Origin of the sequence: Erythrobacter sp. GH1-10 (assembly GCF_045363165.1) — a bacterium.
In the GTDB taxonomy this organism is placed as follows: domain Bacteria; phylum Pseudomonadota; class Alphaproteobacteria; order Sphingomonadales; family Sphingomonadaceae; genus Erythrobacter.
The window spans coordinates 1026663-1044631 of sequence record NZ_JBJFLP010000001.1 but is presented as its reverse complement, the minus strand read 5'-3'; the positions used below and the strand labels follow the sequence as shown (position 1 = coordinate 1044631).

Here is a 17969-nt window from a genome sequence, read left to right as displayed (position 1 = left end):
TCCCAACAATTTTTGCGTTTGTGCGGGCAGCCTCACCGCAGGTCTCGGGCAAGGTCTTCATTGCCAAGCCGCAAAGCCAGGCTTAACAAGCGCCCATGAAAAACATGTCCTGGAAAACCAAGCTCGTCGGCGGGCTGCTGCTGTTCCTGCCGCTCTATTTTGCCACCGCAGCGCTCGGTACGAAGTTCGGTATCTGGAGCTGGCAGACCGGTCTGGGAACGCTGGTCATCGGGGGCGGGCCGATCGTGCTGGGCCTCGTCGCCCTTGTGTCTCTGATCCTGCTGGTCATGGCCCTTTGGAAGAAACCTCGTCAGGGCTGGATTCTGCCCGCCATCGGTCTCGCCGTTCCGCTGGGCATTCTCGGCATGCTGTCTTCGGTCGGCACCACCGCCGCGGAGAACCCGATTCACGACGTCGCAACGGACACCGCCAACCCGCCCGAATTCTCAGCTGCGACAGTGGCGGCGCGCGAGGATTTCGGCGCCAACCCGCTGAACGATTATCAGACTCCGCTGGGCGAACTCGAAGCATACAAGAACAGCCCGCCGGAGCTCGCGATCAAGTCTCACGCGCAGATCATCAACGATACCTATGCGAAGCTCTCACCACTGCCACTGGGCGGAGCGAGCAAGGAAGACGCGGTCGCGGCGGTCGCGGCGGCGATGGGCGAAATGGGCTTCACCGACATTCGCGCGGATAACGAAGCGGGCCGCGTCGAAGGCGTAGCGGAGACGTTTTGGTTCGGGTTCAAGGACGATGTCGTCGCCCGGATCGGCGAGAACGAGATCGACTTCCGCTCGGTCAGCCGTGTCGGTCGCAGCGATCTCGGCGCCAACGCCAAACGGATTGCCGAATTGCGCGATCAGGTCGCCAAGCAGATCGGCCAGCGTTGATCACGCCCTGAATTGCATGACAGCCAGCGCGCTGCGCTGGAACACGGTGAGCACGCACAGAGCGGCGTAGCCATAGGCGATGGCGCCGAACCACGCCGGAAACACGCACATCGCCACGAACACCGCGATGGTCTCGGTGCCTTCGGCGAGGCCGGTCGAATAGAAGAAGCTTTTTGTGCCATGCGCCTCGGTGCTCTCGCCACGCTCGGCGGCAATGACCGCGAAGGCGAGGAAGCTCACTCCGGTAAGCACAAAGCTCGCGACCAGGACGAGAGCGGGAAGCGTGTTTTCGCTCGCGAGGATGCCAAAGCCCAGCGGAACCGAAACGTAAAAGGCGAAATCGGCGACAATGTCGAAATATCCGCCCAATTGTGTCGGCCCGCGCACCCGGGCGACGGCCCCATCCAGGCCATCAAGGAGCCGATTGGCGAGAATGAGCGCGAGTCCCAGCCACAGTTCCCCGAAAGCGACGGCCACTGCCCCGCCCAGACCGAGCGCAAGCCCCCCGAGCGTCAGTATGTTCGCGCTGATCCCGATCCCCGCCAGCGCGCGGCCCAGAAGGCCAAGCGGCGGATCGATGAGAGGTCGAAGCTTTGCGTCGAGCATCAGGCCACCCCGAACGTCACCAGCCCGATCCACGCGCCGGTCATTGCAGTGGCCAGATTGCCTGCGATCCAGCTGCGGATGCCAAGCCCAGCGGCCTCGGCGCGGCGTTCAGGACAGAGCGTGCCGATTGTCGAGACCAGCAGGCCGACGCTGGCGAGGTTGGCCACGCCGCACAGCGCATAGGTTACGATCAGCAGGCTGCGCGGACCAAGCGTGCCGTCGGGAAGCGCGGCGAGCTCGAGATAGGCGACATATTCGTTGAGGATCGCCTTGGTCCCCATCAGGCCCCCTGCGGCCTGCGCCTCGGCCCACGGAACGCCGATCAGCCACATCACCGGCGCAAACAGCCAGCCGAATATGCGTTTCAGCGTCAGCGGCTCGTCTCCGACCAGTGGCAACAGCGCCAGCACCTGGTCGGTCAGAGAAACCAGCGCAAAGACCACGATGATCACCGCGATCACCGCGAGGAACAGCTGCATCCCGTCCATCGTGCCCTTCACGATCGCGTCGATACTGCTCTCGTATTTGAGCCCCGGCTCGTCGTCTTTTCCATCGGTTTCGGTCGCGGCATCCTCGGCCTTTCCCGGCACCATCAGCTTCGCGATCAGCAACGCAGCCGGTAGCGACACCAGAGAGGCGGAGATCATGTGTCCCACCGCATCGGGCACGGTTTCGCGCAGCGTAGTCGCGTAGAGGATAAGGATCGCGCCGGAGATCGTCGCCATCGCGAGCACCATGACCTGGAACAGCTCGGCGCGGCTCATGCGCAGGAAATAGGCGCGTACCACCAGCGGGCTCTCGACCACGCCAAGAAACATGTTCGCGCCCCCGGACAGGCCGACGACGCCGCTCACGCCAAGCGATTTGCGCAAGAGGAACGACAAGCCGTTCACGAGCCATCGCAGCACGCCCCAGTGCCACAGCAGCGCGGCAAGTGCGGAAAACACGATCACCAGCGGCAGGATCTGGAACGCGATGATAAGCGGTGGATCGACGCCGTCTTTGAGCTCGAACGGCAACGGCGCGCCCCCGAGATAGCCGAACATGTAGGACGATCCGTCAAGCGTCGCGCGCTCGATCGCCGCAACGCCCTCATTGGCAAGCGTCACTATGTCCCACACGAAGGGCACGCGCACGATCAGCAAGGCGAGCAGCCCCTGCAACGCGATCGCACCGGCGATCCAGCGCCAACTGGGCCGCGCGCCGCGATCCTCGCTCAATCCCCATGCAATGACGAGCAGCACGGCAATTCCTGCTATCCCGCGCAACTGGTCGAACAGTTCCAATGCGATCCCCCGACTGCGCCCGGAGCGGCGCTGCGATCAGCCTTTCTTGCCGAAAAGACGATCGAGCGCCAGCGTGTCGTGTTTGCGCAGCGCGATCAGCGCAAGTGCGGCCCCGGCCACGGTCAGCGAAGGGAAGAACAGGATATTGGCATCTTCGTGGAGATATTCGCCGAACGGGTCGAGGAAGTGCCGCCAGATCGGGATGGCGCCGCCTACGAGGATCACCGCCGATCCGATCAAGGTGTACTTCCGCATCACCCCCAGGATCACCAGTATGCCGAGCGCTATCTCGGCATAGCCATAGGCGAGCTGCAGCATCTCGTTCGATCCGACGCCGCTGTAGTACTTGTCGGCAAGGCCAACGCCCTTTTCGCCGACCACGCGGACCAAGCCCCACACCACCAGCAAGCCGCCGGTGCCGATGCGCATGATGAGCAGGGATATTTTTGTGAGCATTGGGGGTTCTCCAGGGTGTTCGGGTGGGCGCTAGGCGCGCCGCCAATCGTGATACTTCTCGACCCAGCCGAGCAGCCTTTCGGGCTTGTTCGCGCGCTTCCATTCGCCCGCAGCAAACTTGTTGGCTTCGGCCATGGTCGGATAGGAGTGGATCGTGCCGAGGATCTTGTTGAGGCCAATCTTGTGCTTCATCGCCAGCACGTATTCGGCAAGCAATTCCCCCGCATGGCTGCCGACGATGGATACCCCGAGGATGGTGTCCTTGCCCGGGGCCGTAAGAACCTTGACGAAACCCTCAGCCTCGCTCTCGGCGATCGCGCGGTCGAGATCATCGATACCGTAGGTCGTGATCTCGTATTCGGTGCCCTGCTCTTTCGCCTCGGTCTCGTTGAGCCCGACGCGGGCGAATTCGGGATCGAGAAAGGTCACCGCCGGGATCACCCGATAATCGGCCTTGAACTTCTTGAATGTTCCGAACAGGGCGTTGACACTGGCATACCAGGCTTGGTGGCTCGCGACATGCGTGAACTGGTATGGCCCCGCGACATCTCCCGCGGCGAAGATGTTCGGGAACCTGGTGGCGAGGAATTCGTCCGTGTTCACGGTCTTGTCGGTGTCGATGCCGAGCTTTTCCAGCCCGAAGCCGGTCAGCCGCGCCTTTCGACCGACCGCGACGATCAGCGTATCGAACGGGATTTCGACGTCCCCTTCACCGTGTTCGGCGACGAGCACTCCGTTGAGGACCCTAACGGCTTTGTGCCCGGTGAGAACGTCGACGCCAGCCTCCTCCAGCACAGACTGGGCCATCGCCGAAACTTCCGAGTCTTCGCGTCCGAGCACACGGCCTTCCATCTCGACCTGAGTCACTTTCGAGCCTAGCCGCGCAAGTGCCTGACTCAGTTCGCATCCGATCGGTCCACCGCCGAGCACTGCAACCCGTTCGGGCGCGCGCTCCATCTGCGCGAACGCGTCCCACATCGTCTCGCTGGTGAGGTACCCGCTGCCTTCGATGCCCTCGATCGGCGGCACCACCGGCTCCGCACCGCTGGCGATCACGATGCTTCGCGTCGTGAGCCGCTGCGTTCCGCCGTCGTTCAAGGCGATCTCGACCGTCCATGGATCGACGATGGTCGCATAGCCTTTCACCACGTCGACTCCGAGCCCTTCGTAGCGTTCGACGCTGTCGTGCGGTTCGATCGCCTTGATGATGTCCATCACCCGCGCGATGGTCTCACGGAACGGCACCTCGGGTTCGACCGGCTTCAATCCGTATCGATCGGCATTGCGCATCTGCGCGGCGACCTTCGCGCTCTTGATAAGCGCCTTCGACGGCACGCAGCCGGTGTTGAGGCAATCGCCGCCCATTTCGTTGGCTTCGACCAGCGTCACCTTCGCCTTCACGGTCGCGGCGATGTAGGCCGAGACCAGACCGGCCGATCCGGCACCGATCACCACCAGATTGCGGTCGAAGCTCTTCGGCTGTGTGTATCCCTTGTAGACCTTGCGCCGCTTGATGATGCCAATGATGCCCTTCGCGATCCACGGCACGATGCCCAAGAACACGAATGAGCCGATCAGCATGGGCGAGAGCAGTCCGGAGGTGCTTTCGATCTGCGCCAGCTGCGTACCGGCGTTCACATAGGCGATCGTGCCGAGCAGCATCCCCACCTGGCTCACCCATGCGAATGTCCAGGTCCCGATCCGCGTCAGCCCCATCACGAGGTTTACCACGAAGAACGGAAACAGCGGGATCATGCGAATCGTGAACAGGTAGAACGCGCCATCGCGCTCCAGCCCCTGGTTGATCGCCTTCAACCGCTCGCCGAAGCGCGCTTCGATCGTGTCGCGCAGCACGTAGCGAGACGAGAGAAACGCCAGCGTCGCGCCAATGGTTGAGGCGAAGGAGACGAGGATCGTCCCTGTCAACAGCCCGAACAGCGCACCCGCCGCGAGCGTGAGGATCGCCGCACCCGGAAGCGAGGCCGCTGTCACGGCAACGTAGATCAGGAAGAACGCGCCGAGCACCAGCACGGGATTGTCATGGTAGAACCCGTCGACCTCGCCAGCGACCTGCTTGATCCCGTCGAGCGTGAGGTACTGCCCCAGATCGAACAGGAAATAGGCCGCAATCAGAGCGGCCAGTGCCAGGATGATGAGAATCTTTTTCATGATGTGCCCGATGTCCCCTGTTCGCGGCGCAGTAGCAGGTGGTTACAGCTTTCCGCCCAGTCGCGCATATTTCTCGATCCAGCCGGTATCGATCCAGTGCTTGAGCTTCGCTACCCAACGGCCCTTTGCCGAGAAAGGTCCGTAGCTGGCGATGGCAGAACCGTTTCCTGTCGAGAGCAGGTACAGGCTGAAGCGACGCGGGCGATAGCTCTTCGACGGCGGCAGCCCGGCGGCGGCGGCGCGAATGTTGTCGGCGAGGATCGGCCCGGTGTGCACTGCGTGGACACCCGAATGCGGCACATCGCGGTCCTGCCGCGCGGCGACATCCCCCGCCGCAAAGATATCCGGATGCGACGTCGATCGCTGGTGCTCGTCCACCGCGATGAAGCCGTCCTCGTCACAGGCGAGACCGCTGGCGCGAGGCCATTCAGGTGCAGCGCTGCCGAGCGCAGCGACAATGCAATCGACCGGTTCGAGGCGGGAGGTACCCGCCTGGAAAGCACCGGCGTCGATCATGGCGTCCTGACCGATCAGCTCGATCTCCTGCCGTTCCAGCTCATCGCTCACCTTGCTTCGAACCGAAGCGCCGAAGCCCGGCAGGAGGCCTTCGATTCCGGCGACCAGCACGACTTCGGGCCGCTGTACCGCCCCTTTGCGGTTGCGCAGGCCGACAGCGAGCTCGACCCCGCCCGCACCGCCGCCAATCACGGCAATTCGCGCTGCGTCTACCAAGGCGTCGATGCGTTCCACGAAGCTGTCGATCGGTCGGACGTCGATCAATCGCGGATCCTCGCCGAGCACCGTTCCGGCACGGCCCACACCCCCGGTATCGATCGAGGCGATATCGTATGGGATCTCTTCTCCGTTCCCCGTCTGGACGACCTGGTTTTCCGGATCGATCGCGATACAGCGATCGGGCACCAGCCGGATACCGGCGCGCTCCGCCAGCGCCGCGAGATCGACCAAACCCTCGTCGCGGTCATATTGTCCGCTGATCCAGCCCGGCACCGTGCCGGAATAGCGCAAGTTCGGATGCGGTGTGAGAAGGGTGGCGCGGTCTGCCGGAACACCGCTCCTGATCCAGTCGGCCAGCACCGCTACATGCGCGTGCCCGCCGCCAACCAGCAGAATATGGTGGTGGTCCAGCGACACCGCGCTCCGCTTACCCGCGCGCGGTCCGGGCGATTGCGACCGCCTCGCGAGCCAGCTGCGTCACAGCAGCATAGTCACCCGCCTCGATTGCGTCCTTCGGAGTAAGCCAGCTGCCCCCGCACGCGAGCACGTGGGGTAGCGCGAGGAATTCGCCAAGGTTGCCGGGCGACACGCCGCCCGTCGGCATGAAGCGCATTTCGCGGAACACCGATCCGAAAGCCTTGAGCATCGGCACGCCGCCGGCGAGGCTTGCCGGGAAAAACTTCACTTCGCGCAGGCCCAGCGCATAGGCGCGCTGCACCTCGCCCGCGGTCATTGTGCCCGGGAAGAACGGGATCCCTTCAGCAAGGCAGTATTCGGCGATCTCGTCGACGAGGCCGGGGCAGACGATGAACTGCGCGCCCGCCTGATGCACTTCCTTCGCCTGACCGAGCGTCAGCACCGTTCCCGCACCGACCACAAGGTCTCCGCCCAGCTCGATAATCGCCTTCATGCCTTCGAGCGCGCCTTCGCTGCGCAGCACGACCTCGATCACGCCGAGCCCGCCCTCACCCAGCGCCTTCGCCGTCGCGACCGCGCGATTGGCATCGCTCTCGTCGATCAGGGGTACGACGGGAGCCGCCTCAAGCCGCTGGTTCAAGTCGCTCATTTTCAATCCCCTTGTACTTTTGCCCACCGTAATCGCGGAACCGCCCTTGCAGGTAAGCGTTTCATCCGCGCTGCGACGGGCCAAAATCCCGTCGGACGTCCGGGTGGGGATACCGGCGTGCGCACAAAGACGAAACGCTTTTTTCGACGCTCGATGGACTGAGACGCCGCTATGGCCACTGACAATGCGACCTACGGCACCCGGCTTTCGCTGGGGACCTTCTTCCGCCGGTTTTTCGAGATATTGAAGCCGGAAGCGAATTTCTACTGGCTTAGCCTGGTCTACGGGCTCGGCGTAAGCCTGCTTTCGCTCGCGACTCCGATTTCGGTCCAGTTTCTGATCAACAACGTCGCCAACACCGCACTCGCCGCGCCGTTGGTGATGCTCTCGCTCACGCTGTTCGGGCTGCTGGTCCTGTTCGGCCTACTCAATGCGCTGCGGATCCACCTCATGGAGATCTTCGCGCGGCGGTTCTACGCCCGCATGGTCGCCGAGATCGCGCTGATATCGGTTTATGCGCAGGACCCCTTCTTCGGCGACCGCAAGAAAAGCGCGCTGTTCAACCGCTACTTCGATGTGATCAACGTCCAGATCGCTCTGCCTGTGTTGTTCATCGGCGGATTTTCGGTGGTGCTGCAAGTCGCGGTCGGCTTTGTTCTGGTCTCGCTCTACCACCCGCTTTTTCTTGTCTTCACGCTGGTGATGAGCGCGCTCATCTGGGTCGTCTGGCTGACATGGGGCGGGCGCGCGATCCGGACCGGGATCGACCTGTCCCATGCCAAGCACCAGACCGCCGCCTGGCTCGAGACGATCGGAGAATCCAACGGGTTCTTCAAATCGCAGCGCCGGATCGACTACGCGCTCGACCGCACCGACGAATATACCCACGGCTATATCGACCAGCGCAAGCGGCACTTCCGCCAGCATTTCTCGCAAACGCTCGCTTTCCTGCTGATGTATGCGGCTGCCAGCGCTGTCCTCCTCGGCCTGGGCGGCTGGCTGGTGATCCAGGGGCAATTGACGCTCGGCCAGCTGGTCGCCGCCGAGCTGGTTCTCTCGGTGGCCTTTTTCGGCGTTGCGCAGCTCGGCACCTACCTCACCTATTTCTACGACCTGTGTGCCGCGATCGAAGAACTGACGCTGTTCTACGATGTCGAACAGGAAAAGCCGGCGGGCGACAATCCCGTGTGCGGGGAGGATCACACGCTCGTATTCACCAACGTTCGCGGGCGCGCACGACACGAAGATGCGGTGCTTGACTTCGAGATTCCGAGTGGCGCGATCGTGATGGCGTCGGCGAGCCAGCCCGGGGTCCAGCGGCTGTTCACCAACATCCTGAAGATGCACGAATTGCCGCAAAGCGGCTTCGCCACGATGGGCGGTGTCGACCTGCGCGAGATCGAGACAGGCAATCTGCGCAAGGACGTGCATGTCCTCGAACGGCCGAGCTTCGTCGGCATGACGATCCGCGAATATCTCGGCTTGTCCTGCCCCACGACCGCGAGCCACCGCATGGTGGGCGCGCTCGAAACGGTCGGCCTGACCGACACGATCGCCACCTTCGAGAAGGGTCTCGACACCGTGGTCGCCTCGACCGGCTGGCCGTTATCCTCGGTGGAATTGCAGCAGCTGAAGCTTGCCAACGCGCTGCTCGAACAGCCGCGAGTCCTAGTGCTCAGTCAGCTGTTCGACCTGATCGACGAGGAAAATCTTGCGCGCGCCGTAAAGACGCTGCGCGAACAGGCATATTCTACCGTGATCTGCTTTTCGAACCGCCGGATCGACCTTGGCTTCGATCGTTTCCTGTTCATGGAGGCTTCGCAGCAACGATACTTCAAGGATTTTGACGATTTCTGCCTGGCGGTGAACCAGAAGCCGCCGCGCCAACCTTCGGGCCCTCGCCCCCTGGCGACGGATGAAATCGCTCCCAAGCCTGGCAAACGCGAGGTGGCGGGGAAATGAGCGCCGCCGTACGCAACAAGGAAGACATGGCGCATTTCACCGCGCTGGACGAGATCAAGACGCCGCGCGTGATGCGCACTGTCTATGTCATCGTGCTGGCGGGGATCGTCGCGCTGGTCTGCTTCCTCATCTTTGTGCCGTGGGTCCAGACCACCGGCGGACCGGGCAAGGTGACCACGCTCGATCCGGAGGAAAGGCAGCAGGAAATCACCGCGCTCGTATCCGGACGGATCGAAGAATGGTTCGTGCGCGACGGCAGCGCAGTGCTGAAGGGCGATCCCATTGCGCGGATCTCGGACATCGATCCGCGGTTGATCGAGCGGCTGCAGATCGAGCGCCAGCAGGCCCAGATCCAACTGCAGTCGGCGCAAAACGCGCTCGCGACCGCCCAGATCGACGAACGGCGCATGGCGGAGTTGTTCGCTGCGGGCCTTACCGCGCGTCGCGACTACGAACAGGCGCAAATCCGGGTGGAGGAGATGCGCGGGCGGGTCGCCGGGGCGCAGGCCAACCTCACCCGGTCCGAAACCGCTCTGTCGCGGCAATCCGAACAGCTCGTCGTCGCCCCGCGCGACGGTTTCATCCAGTCGGTAAATTCGGGCGACTCCGCAACACTCGTGAGCGCGGGCGATGTATTGGCCAGCTTCGTGCCAGAGACCTCGGAACGGGTGATCGAGATCTTTGTCGATGGCCGCGATGTCGGCCTGCTGCAGGTCGGCGAGAAGGCGCGCATCCAGTTCGAAGGGTGGCCCGCCGTCCAGTTCAGCGGCTGGCCATCGGTCGCGGTCGGCACTTTCGGCGGCGTCGTGATCTCGGTCGACCAGTCGGCGCAGGCGGATGGCCGGTTCCGTGTGCTGATCGCCGAGGATGCGCGCGCCGACCTTCCCTGGCCCGAAGAGCGCTACGCCCGATACGGCGCCTCGGTACGTGCGTGGATCCTGCTGGAAACCGTTCCGGTCGGCTATGAGATCTGGCGCCAGCTCAACAATTTCCCGCCCGAGCTTCCGCCTGCCACCAACACGGGCGGGCAGGGCGTCTGATTATGCGGTCGGTGGTTGCCCTTGGGCTGGCGGTCGCGCTCGATGCGTTTGGCGAACCGCTGGCAGCGCAGAACATCGAACCGCTCGACGATCCGCTCGAACAGGCGCTGACAGAAGGGCCGCTCCTCCCTGAAGAAGTGTTGCGCAGCTCGGTGCTGACCTTCCCCAGCATCCTCGAGAGCTTCGAGCGCGAGGCCGCCGCGCGCAGCGACCAGCTTTCCGCCGACGGCGCGTTCGACCTGATGCTCGAGGCGGAGGCCTATGACCGGGTGACGGGTTTTTACTCGGGCGGATTCGCCGAGGTCGGCGCGATCCAGCCGCTGCGACCGTTTGGTGCCGAGGTCTACGGCAGCTATCGCCTGTCGGACGGGACCTTCCCGATCTACGAGAATTACTACAACACCAACCAGGCCGGCGAGTTCAAGATCGGTGCGCTGTTCTCGCTGCTGCGCGACCGGCGGATCGATAAGCGCCGCTTTGCCATCGAGGATGCCCGCCTCGCTGCGAGCCAGGCCAGCCTCGATGTCATGCTGGTCCAGCTCAACGTCCAGCACGAGGCGCTGAAGGCCTACTGGCGCTGGGTCGCGGCGGGGCGCGAGATCGAGGTATACGAGGAATTGCTGGAGATCGCGCAGGCACGCACCATCGGCCTCAGTCGGCAGGTTCGCGCGGGGGCGATCCCGCAGATCGCACTTACCGAAAACGAGCAGAACGTGATCCGTCGCAAGACCCTGCTTGCCGAAGCGCAACGCAATTTCCGCACCGCGTCGAACGGCCTGTCCTACTACATTCGCGATGCATCGGGACGGCTGATCACCCCGACGCGCGAGCAGTTGCCTGATACCGATCTGCTCGCCGGCTTGCCCGAGTTGGATCGTCTCTTGGCATCGCAATCGAATGAGGTTCTCGACAACCGCCCCGAATTGCAGAATTTCCGCCTTGCAGTCGAGCGGGCGACCAACACGATCGAATTGCGCCGCAACGACCTCCAGCCCAAGCTCGATTTCAACGTCGAGCTGTCGCGCGATTTCGGCGCGGTGGGCGATGGCGGCTCCAGTTTCGACTCTACCGACACGGTGGTCGGAGTGAAGTTCACCGTTCCGATCCAGCGCCGCGAGGCTCGCGGTCGCCTGCAACGGGCCGAGGCCGAACTACGCGAAATCGAACTGCGCGAGCGGCGGGTGGCCGACCGGATCGAAGTCGAACTCGGCAATATCGTGACCACGCTGGGGACCGCGCTCGAACTGGCCGAACTTTCGGAGCAGGAGGTCGACCAGGCCAATGCGATGGTCGCTGCCGAGCGCAAGCGGTTCGATCTCGGCGCTGGGGACTTCTTCCTCGTCAATTTGCGCGAGGAAAGCGCAGCCGACGCACAGATCCGCGCGATCCGTGCCGATCTCAACGGCAGGCTCGCGGCGGCGAGCTATTCCGCCGCCACCATGGATCTCGATGCACTCGGGCTGGAATAGTCCGGCTCAATTGTCCGGCAGGCTCTTGCCAAGTTCCATCAACGCAAGCGGGGCATAGCCGGAAGCCAGTTGCTCGGCATCGTCGGAACCGGGCCAGTAGTGAAGCACCGCTGTATCGGTTTCGGCGCCCATATCCTGTGCATCGAAACCTTCGACAAGCTGGTGCTCACCGGAATCGGTGGACCATTTGAGCCTTAGCTCGGTGAAGCGGTAGCGTGTGTAACGACTGTATTCGATCACCCCCTCGCACGCGCTGGCAAGGCACGATGTGCGCAGGTTGCCGCCCTCGCCCGCAAGCACAACGCTGACACGATCGTCGTTTTGACCCTCCCCTTTCAGGACACACACGGCGATGGCATAGCCGAACTCGTCGGTGGTAGACTGGCCGAGGAAAAGCTGCCGCTCTTCACTCTGGCACAGGGCAATCGAAGCTTTGGGTTCGGGTGGTGAAAGTGCGATGGCAAGGGTCTGTTCGGAGGTCGCCGAACATGCCGAAGCGAGAAAGGCGATGGCGGCGATTGCGGCGGATTTGAACGGCTTCGTCATGGCGTGTCTCCTTGTGTGTCATCCGGACTAGCGCAGCCATCCGGCGGGCCGCCATGGGGTCGACACCCCATCCGCTCAGCGGCCTCTCGGTACACGAAGCGTGAAGCAGCTGCCTCTGCCCGGCCGAGACCGGATCGAGAGGTCATGACCAGGGGTATTGACGAATTCGCGCACAAGGGCGAGGCCAAGACCGTGCCCGTCGCTGTCCTCGCCCTTCGCAGCAATCTCGCCGAATTGCGCGATCTCGGTCTCGCTCATGCCCCTGCCGTTGTCGATGACGTGGATCGCGATGTGGTCCCCTCGCTCCTGCGCGGCAAGGAGGATTGTCGTGGCGCCAGCATGCTTGAGTGCATTGGATACGAGATTGCTCACCGCGCGCATCAACGCGACCGGATCGGTGTGGACCGCAGCATCGCTGGTACGCAGACGGATTTCGACTTCGGCGCGTTCGGCCTCGCCATGGAACATCCTCGCGCAATTGAGCAGAACCACTGAAACAGGGAAGCTCTCGGCGCCTTCGTCGGGCTTCTCTCCCGCTTGCTGATCCTCGCCTAGTGGCTCGTCCGCAAGCCCGCTCACGGTTACCGCCTCGAGATAATCCAGCGCGCTTTCGAGCTTGCCCGCGGCTTCCTTGTCGCGATCGGCGAGCCGCTGCAGGTTCTGCCGCAGCGCGATCAACGGCTGCTGGAGATCGTGCGAGGTCGATTGCAGCCGCGCACGCATCGCCGCTGCCGCACCTCGGGCCTTATCGTAGCGGTCGCGGCTTTCCTGAAGCGCTTGAGCCAATTCGAGCTTTTCGCGGGTTACCGCTACCTCGGCCTGGAGCGAGCGATTGAGGTCCTGCTGCATGGCGAGCATCCGCACGACGATAGCGATGAAGAAGGCGATGCTCTCGAACAGCAGCGTCGCGTGGAAATAGTCGAGCGCGATCGTCATCGGGACCTGCCCCGGCGCAAGCAGCACACCGATCATCACCGTGACGGTGAGGGCGATGGCCGCAGAACCCGCAAGGAAGGGCACTGCACCGAGCACCTTTGCCCGCCACGCGTGCGCGGCGATGGCAAGATAGGTCAGCGCCACCACCGGCACGAGCGCAAAAACGAGCAAGCGCACCGCATCGACCTGCCATGCGAGAGCGCTCAGCGCGAGAAGGCCGGCAAGTCCGATCTGCATGCCCTTCACCCACTGCGCGAAGCGGGGCGCGCCCTGTTCGAGACTGGCAAAGCTCCGCGCGAATTGCAGCAGGGCCAGCATCATCCCCGACAGCAGGATCAGGTTGAGCGGCTCATAGACCCACATTGCCTCGGTGAAGACGAAACGGTGGAGATATCCTTCGTTGTTGGCGACAAACAGCGCGCTCAGCCCGGCATATCCGGCGAAGCCAAGCGCGAGCGGCCAGCCGACCAATCGCCCCATGAAAAGTGCCGCGATGACAAGCGCGAGAATGGCGCCGTTGATAGTCCAGTTGAACCGCGCCTCTTGCATATGCGCAGTTCGCATTCTCTCGAGCGTCGCAAAGGTCACCGGCATCCAGCTGCCGGTCGAAGAGCGCATGCCGATAAGGATATCGCTCGTCTCCTCAGCGTCCATCGCCAGCGGTGCAACCAGGTACTGGCTTTCTATCGGACGCGCAGAAAAGGGGGTCCTGCTGTCGACATCGAGCAGCGCGTCGCGCACCGAGTTGCTTTCCACCTTGGCGACCAGCAATTCCTCCGCAAAGGGCCGCTGGATGTCGATGACCCACTCGCCCGCGCGCTCGCTCGGATTGTGGACCTGCACCAGCAACCACACCGGTCGCCCTTGGTCGCCGAAATCGATCCATGGCGTCGTTACCGGCTCGAAGGCAGCGCGATGCGACAGCGCCTTTTCGGGATCGAACGTGTCGCTCTCGCCAATCCAGAAGCGCATCCGGTCGAAAGGCTGCACATGCGCATTTCCGACCGGCAGTTCGACCGCTTCAAGGGCAGACGTTGGTCCCACCCGCGCGGTCGCCGGAAGGCACGCAAGCAGGAGCGCCGCAAGGCCGCACAGACAGGCGATCAGGCGTCTCGAAAGGTAGAGTTCTCTGGTCATGTCGAACCAATAGGTTCCGGCTCTGCACCGCCATATGGGGCCAATCCCCCATTCATCGGCGAGAAAGCTTTCCGGTCTGGGTCTCAGAGCTGTGTGTGTTCATCGAGCAGCCCTTCCTTGAGGGCATGGACCAGCAGCGCCGAGACCGAATTGACCCCCAGCTTCGCCATCAGACTGGCGCGGTGCTTCTCGACCGTTTTGGGGCTGATGAACAGCTTGTCGCCGATCGCGACGTTTTGGTGTCCCGCAGCGATAAGCGCCAGAACCTCGCGTTCGCGCGCTGTCAGTTCCTCGCGTTCGGGTTCGGCAGCGAGCTTGTCAGCGACTTCTTGCGCTACGAATTTTCCCCCCGCGAGGATTTCGGTGAAGCCCTGCTTCATTTCGGCAGGGTCGGCACTTTTGAGGAACAACCCGTCGACATCGGCGGCAAGCCAGTCGGCCAGCACGCCTGTGGACGTGAAGCCGGTCACGACCGCGACCTTGGTATCGGGCGACCATCGACGCGCTTCGCCATAGACTTGGACTCCGCGTGCCAGAGGCATCGCGGCATCGAGCAGCAAGAGGTCGGGCCGGTGTTCCTTCACGAGGGCAATGGTTTCGAGACCGTTTTCTGCCTCCGCGACCAGATCGACCGTTCCGATTTCGGCAAGGATGGCAGCAAGCGAACGCCGCACGATCGCGTGATCGTCGGCGATGACCGCCGTGAACCGTTCGCTGTTTTCGGCCATGCTCCCCCCGAGAAATGCCCGCACGGCGCAAACCCTGCCCATAAATGCCCATTCCATCAAGGCCGAAGCGCGCAACCGGATGGGGGATCGGCCCCATGGCGGCTCCGCCCAATCGCGGACAGATTGTGGTCATCGAAACCACGGAGGCATCCATGAACGGCAAACACTTCCTGATCGGCGCGCTCGCGCTGGGGCTCGCATCGCAGGCACAGGCCCGGGTCACCTATGTCTGCCCCGAACTGCAGGGCAGCGATTTGAAGGTCCGCGTCGCCAGCGGCTGCGTCAGCACTTCGATGAAGTACCAGGGCAACGACCTTGCGCTGGAAGTCGACCAATCCATGGCCGCGATCTACATAACCGGAGATATCGAGTATGGCGGAGGTGGTCGGATCGTCACGGCCGATTGCATGGGCGCGGAGTCCTTCACCCTGACCGCGCAGGACATCGATATCCGGAGATACACGGTGTTCTATGAGGGTCAGGCAATCGGCGAGGCGAATTTCCTTGAGAATGTCAAACCGGATCAGTGCCTTGGCACGAAGATGGCCAAGAGCGTCCAGGGCGATTTCGAGCTTGTCCGCCACAGCCAGTTCCGCGACTGGGACAGCAATCCGAAGGACGGCTGGCGCGAATGGCGCGGGACCGGCGTGTTCGACCTGCTTGGCCCGGTGCTGAACAGCCATCCGGAAAGCATGGAAGGCAAGGGCGAAGCCTGGGTCAAGGTGCGCAAGGTCAAATGGCGGCGCGAGTTCAAGATGCTCGATAAGCCCAACTGGCGCGAGCCGTTCTACGCGGTCTCGTTTACCCAGGACGGATATCTCGACGACAGCGTCTCCGCCGCACGCTACTTCGCCGAAGTGAGGATCGACGAGAAAGGGCAATGGATGCTCGACGGGTTCTGGCGCCAGCAAATGTGCGCGCGCGGTGAAAACGCGGGCCAGTGGACCAAGCAGCCCTGCCCTTGAGCGCTAGGCGAGCGCCGCGAGCGCTTCAGGCGTGTCGATATCGACGAGCCATTCGGGCGGGCACTCGATGGCCTCGCCTTCGGAAAGGATCGCCCGCGCGCCGATATCCCCTCCGAGCCGTGCGAGGTGCGGCAAATGCTTCGCACCGAAGATCGCGGGCGGCATTCGCGCGGAACCGTCCGACGAAACCGCTACGCCGCCCGGGGTGGATCTGTTTGCAAGCGCAGTGAAATGGCTCTGCGGAACGAGCGGCATGTCCGCGAGCGCGATCAACAGCGCATCGGCACCGGCCCCTATCGCCAGCGATGCCGCGAGCGCGACCGAGGTGCCCATGCCCTCTTCAGCGCGCGAGTTCGGTTCGATTTCGAAGCCTGCTGCGCGCCAGCCCTTTGCGCACGGATGATCTTCCGTGGCCACAATCACCCAGCGATGCCTAAAGAGATCGCACGGGATAGCGTCGGTGGCGTGCAGGCCAAGCATCTTGCCACGAAACTGGGCAGCCAGCTTGTCTTCGACCCCGAACCGCCGCGACGACCCGGCGGCGAGGACAGCTACTGCGAGGCGCGCACTACGCGCCAAGCACCGCCTCGAAATCGGTTTCCTGATAGGTGCGAATTACTTCGGCCAGCGTGGACAGCGCCAGCGTTTGCGGATCGCGCGAGGAATGGAACACGCCGATCGGAGCCTTCATCGTGAACAGTTGTTCCTCGGTGATGCCTCGCATGCGCAGCGCCCTGCGGCGGTTGGCATGCGCTTTCCGCCCGCCCATCGCCCCGATATAGAAATGCGGCAGTTCGAACGCCCGCGTCATCAATTCGATTTCCCAGTCGTGATCGTGGAACAGGAAGACGAAGGCGGTCCACGGATCGCTTTGGATGAGATCGGTCTGCGAAGTGCGCTTGAGCCGCGCAACATCCATCATGCGCCTGTCGAGCGAGGCGGCGAGGCGTTCGTCGGGGGTCAGCACCCTCGTCTCGCAGCCAAGCGTCTGCGCGAGATCGCACAAGGCCTCCACCCCTGCGCCATGGCCGACGATTTCAAACTTCGGCGCCGGCCAGTGACCGAAGACACCGGTCGCGCTTTCGGGATCGAAGCTCGGAGGGTGCCAATCGCTCCGGTGCTCGGCACCGGTTTCCGAAAGAGCGATGGAATAGGCCGAACGCCGCTCGATCGAGGCGAGGCATTGGGCGGCAAGATCGCTTTCGCCGAGTGGCTGGAAATGCAGGTCCAGCCCGCCGCCGCAAGGCAGCTTGATATCGAGATAGGGCGAGCCCGCGCCAAACCGCACGACCCGCGCATCGCCCGATTTTAAAACGTCGAGCGCCTCGGAAACGACCGCATTTTCGATGCAGCCGCCCGAAAGCGATCCGGCGAAGCTGCCATCCGCAGCCACGCCCATCACCGATCCCGGATTGCGCATCGACGATCCCTCGACCGCACAGACGGTGACGAGCACCGTTGCCAGGCCTTTGAGCCGGTGCTCGTCCAGGAACAGGAATACGTCGTGGAAATTCACCGCGCCACTCGCCCGTGCGCTTACTCGCGCAGCGTTTCGAGATAGGCGATGATCGCCGCGCGCCGGTCATCGTCAGGAACCGCCCCCGCCGACATGCTGGTTCCGGGCACAGCCGCTTGGGGATCGGCGAGGTAGCGATCGAGCGAGGCCGCATCCCAGGTGATGCCCGAGCCGGCCAATTCCTCGGAATAGGCGAAATCGTCGAGCGAGCCCGCCGCGCGGCCGACCACGCCGTACAGGTTGGGGCCCGCCGCAGACGGTTCGCCCGCTTTTGCGACATGACATCCCGTGCACATGGCGAAAGCCTTCCGGCCCGCGGCGACGATATCGCCCGCAGCCTCGACCGGCGCGGGCGCTGCACCTGGTTCGCGAACTACGATCTGCTCGACCGGCTCGGGTGCCGGGTCGCTGCCGCAGGCCGCGAGCGCCAAGGAAAAAAGGCTCGTGGCCCATATCGCC

17 protein-coding genes are annotated in these 17969 nt (G+C 63.5%); 5 read left to right on the top strand and 12 right to left on the bottom strand.

Going from position 1 to position 17969, the window contains the following annotated elements; genetic code table 11:
* The first annotated feature begins 95 nt into the window (after positions 1–95).
* On the top strand, positions 96–893 hold the full coding sequence (locus ACI5KX_RS05125) for a DUF1499 domain-containing protein (protein WP_406809599.1): 798 nt from the start codon (positions 96–98) through the stop codon (positions 891–893).
* Here ACI5KX_RS05125 and ACI5KX_RS05120 read toward each other — a convergent pair whose 3' ends face one another.
* The 6 genes from ACI5KX_RS05120 to eda are packed head-to-tail and all read right to left on the bottom strand — an operon-like array spanning position 894 to position 7211.
* Positions 894–1499: a CDP-alcohol phosphatidyltransferase family protein gene (locus tag ACI5KX_RS05120; RefSeq protein ID WP_406809598.1), complete on the bottom strand. Its 606-nt coding sequence runs from the start codon at positions 1497–1499 to the stop codon at positions 894–896.
* Positions 1499–2785 carry a NupC/NupG family nucleoside CNT transporter gene (locus tag ACI5KX_RS05115; protein WP_406809597.1) on the bottom strand — a complete coding sequence of 429 codons (1287 nt, stop codon included), beginning with the start codon at positions 2783–2785 and terminating at the stop codon, positions 1499–1501. The genes ACI5KX_RS05120 and ACI5KX_RS05115 overlap by 1 nt, the downstream gene beginning before the upstream one ends.
* A 36-nt stretch (positions 2786–2821) precedes the next feature.
* A complete protein-coding gene (locus ACI5KX_RS05110; RefSeq protein ID WP_406809596.1) occupies positions 2822–3241 on the bottom strand; it encodes a hypothetical protein in 420 nt (139 codons plus the stop codon).
* Between the two features lie 30 nt (positions 3242–3271).
* Positions 3272–5410 carry an FAD-dependent oxidoreductase gene (locus tag ACI5KX_RS05105; RefSeq protein ID WP_406809595.1) on the bottom strand — a complete coding sequence of 713 codons (2139 nt, stop codon included), beginning with the start codon at positions 5408–5410 and terminating at the stop codon, positions 3272–3274.
* 42 nt (positions 5411–5452) lie between these two features.
* Complete coding sequence (locus ACI5KX_RS05100) at positions 5453–6562, bottom strand: FAD-dependent oxidoreductase (RefSeq protein ID WP_406809594.1); 1110 nt, start codon at positions 6560–6562, stop codon at positions 5453–5455.
* Positions 6563–6572: 10 nt separating this feature from the next.
* Positions 6573–7211, bottom strand: a complete 639-nt coding sequence (gene eda, locus ACI5KX_RS05095; protein WP_406809593.1) for a bifunctional 4-hydroxy-2-oxoglutarate aldolase/2-dehydro-3-deoxy-phosphogluconate aldolase — start codon at positions 7209–7211, stop codon at positions 6573–6575.
* Positions 7212–7382: 171 nt separating this feature from the next.
* Between eda and ACI5KX_RS05090 the strand changes: the two genes are divergently transcribed.
* The 3 genes from ACI5KX_RS05090 to ACI5KX_RS05080 are packed head-to-tail and all read left to right on the top strand — an operon-like array spanning position 7383 to position 11682.
* Complete coding sequence (locus tag ACI5KX_RS05090; protein WP_406809592.1) at positions 7383–9173, top strand: ABC transporter transmembrane domain-containing protein; 1791 nt, start codon at positions 7383–7385, stop codon at positions 9171–9173.
* A complete protein-coding gene (locus tag ACI5KX_RS05085) occupies positions 9170–10213 on the top strand; it encodes an HlyD family secretion protein (protein ID WP_406809591.1) in 1044 nt (347 codons plus the stop codon). The genes ACI5KX_RS05090 and ACI5KX_RS05085 overlap by 4 nt, the downstream gene beginning before the upstream one ends.
* Before the next feature lie 2 nt (positions 10214–10215).
* Entirely contained in the window at positions 10216–11682 is a 1467-nt protein-coding gene (locus ACI5KX_RS05080) for a TolC family protein (protein ID WP_406809589.1), read from the top strand.
* A gap of 6 nt (positions 11683–11688) precedes the next feature.
* On the opposite strand, the gene ACI5KX_RS05075 is transcribed toward ACI5KX_RS05080, so the two are convergent.
* The 3 genes from ACI5KX_RS05075 to ACI5KX_RS05065 form a co-directional block, all read right to left on the bottom strand.
* Positions 11689–12228, bottom strand: a complete 540-nt coding sequence (locus ACI5KX_RS05075) for a hypothetical protein (protein WP_406809587.1) — start codon at positions 12226–12228, stop codon at positions 11689–11691.
* 75 nt (positions 12229–12303) lie between these two features.
* Positions 12304–14301, bottom strand: coding sequence for a sensor histidine kinase (locus ACI5KX_RS05070; RefSeq protein WP_406809586.1), 1998 nt, complete (start codon positions 14299–14301; stop codon positions 12304–12306).
* An 83-nt stretch (positions 14302–14384) separates the two neighbouring features.
* Entirely contained in the window at positions 14385–15029 is a 645-nt protein-coding gene (locus tag ACI5KX_RS05065) for a response regulator transcription factor (protein ID WP_406809585.1), read from the bottom strand.
* Positions 15030–15124: 95 nt separating this feature from the next.
* On the opposite strand from ACI5KX_RS05065, the gene ACI5KX_RS05060 reads away from it, so the two are divergent.
* Positions 15125–15994: a hypothetical protein gene (locus ACI5KX_RS05060; protein WP_406809584.1), complete on the top strand. Its 870-nt coding sequence runs from the start codon at positions 15125–15127 to the stop codon at positions 15992–15994.
* 3 nt (positions 15995–15997) lie between these two features.
* Here the strand turns inward: ACI5KX_RS05060 and ACI5KX_RS05055 are convergent, their stop codons facing one another.
* From ACI5KX_RS05055 to ACI5KX_RS05045, 3 genes are read right to left on the bottom strand one after another with little or no spacing between them, the layout of a single operon-like run.
* Entirely contained in the window at positions 15998–16573 is a 576-nt protein-coding gene (locus ACI5KX_RS05055) for a nucleotidyltransferase family protein (protein ID WP_406809583.1), read from the bottom strand.
* Positions 16563–17510: an XdhC family protein gene (locus tag ACI5KX_RS05050; RefSeq protein WP_406809582.1), complete on the bottom strand. Its 948-nt coding sequence runs from the start codon at positions 17508–17510 to the stop codon at positions 16563–16565. The genes ACI5KX_RS05055 and ACI5KX_RS05050 overlap by 11 nt, the downstream gene beginning before the upstream one ends.
* Positions 17511–17530: 20 nt before the next feature.
* On the bottom strand, positions 17531–17941 hold the full coding sequence (locus ACI5KX_RS05045) for a c-type cytochrome (protein WP_406809581.1): 411 nt from the start codon (positions 17939–17941) through the stop codon (positions 17531–17533).
* Positions 17942–17969 lie beyond the last annotated feature (28 nt).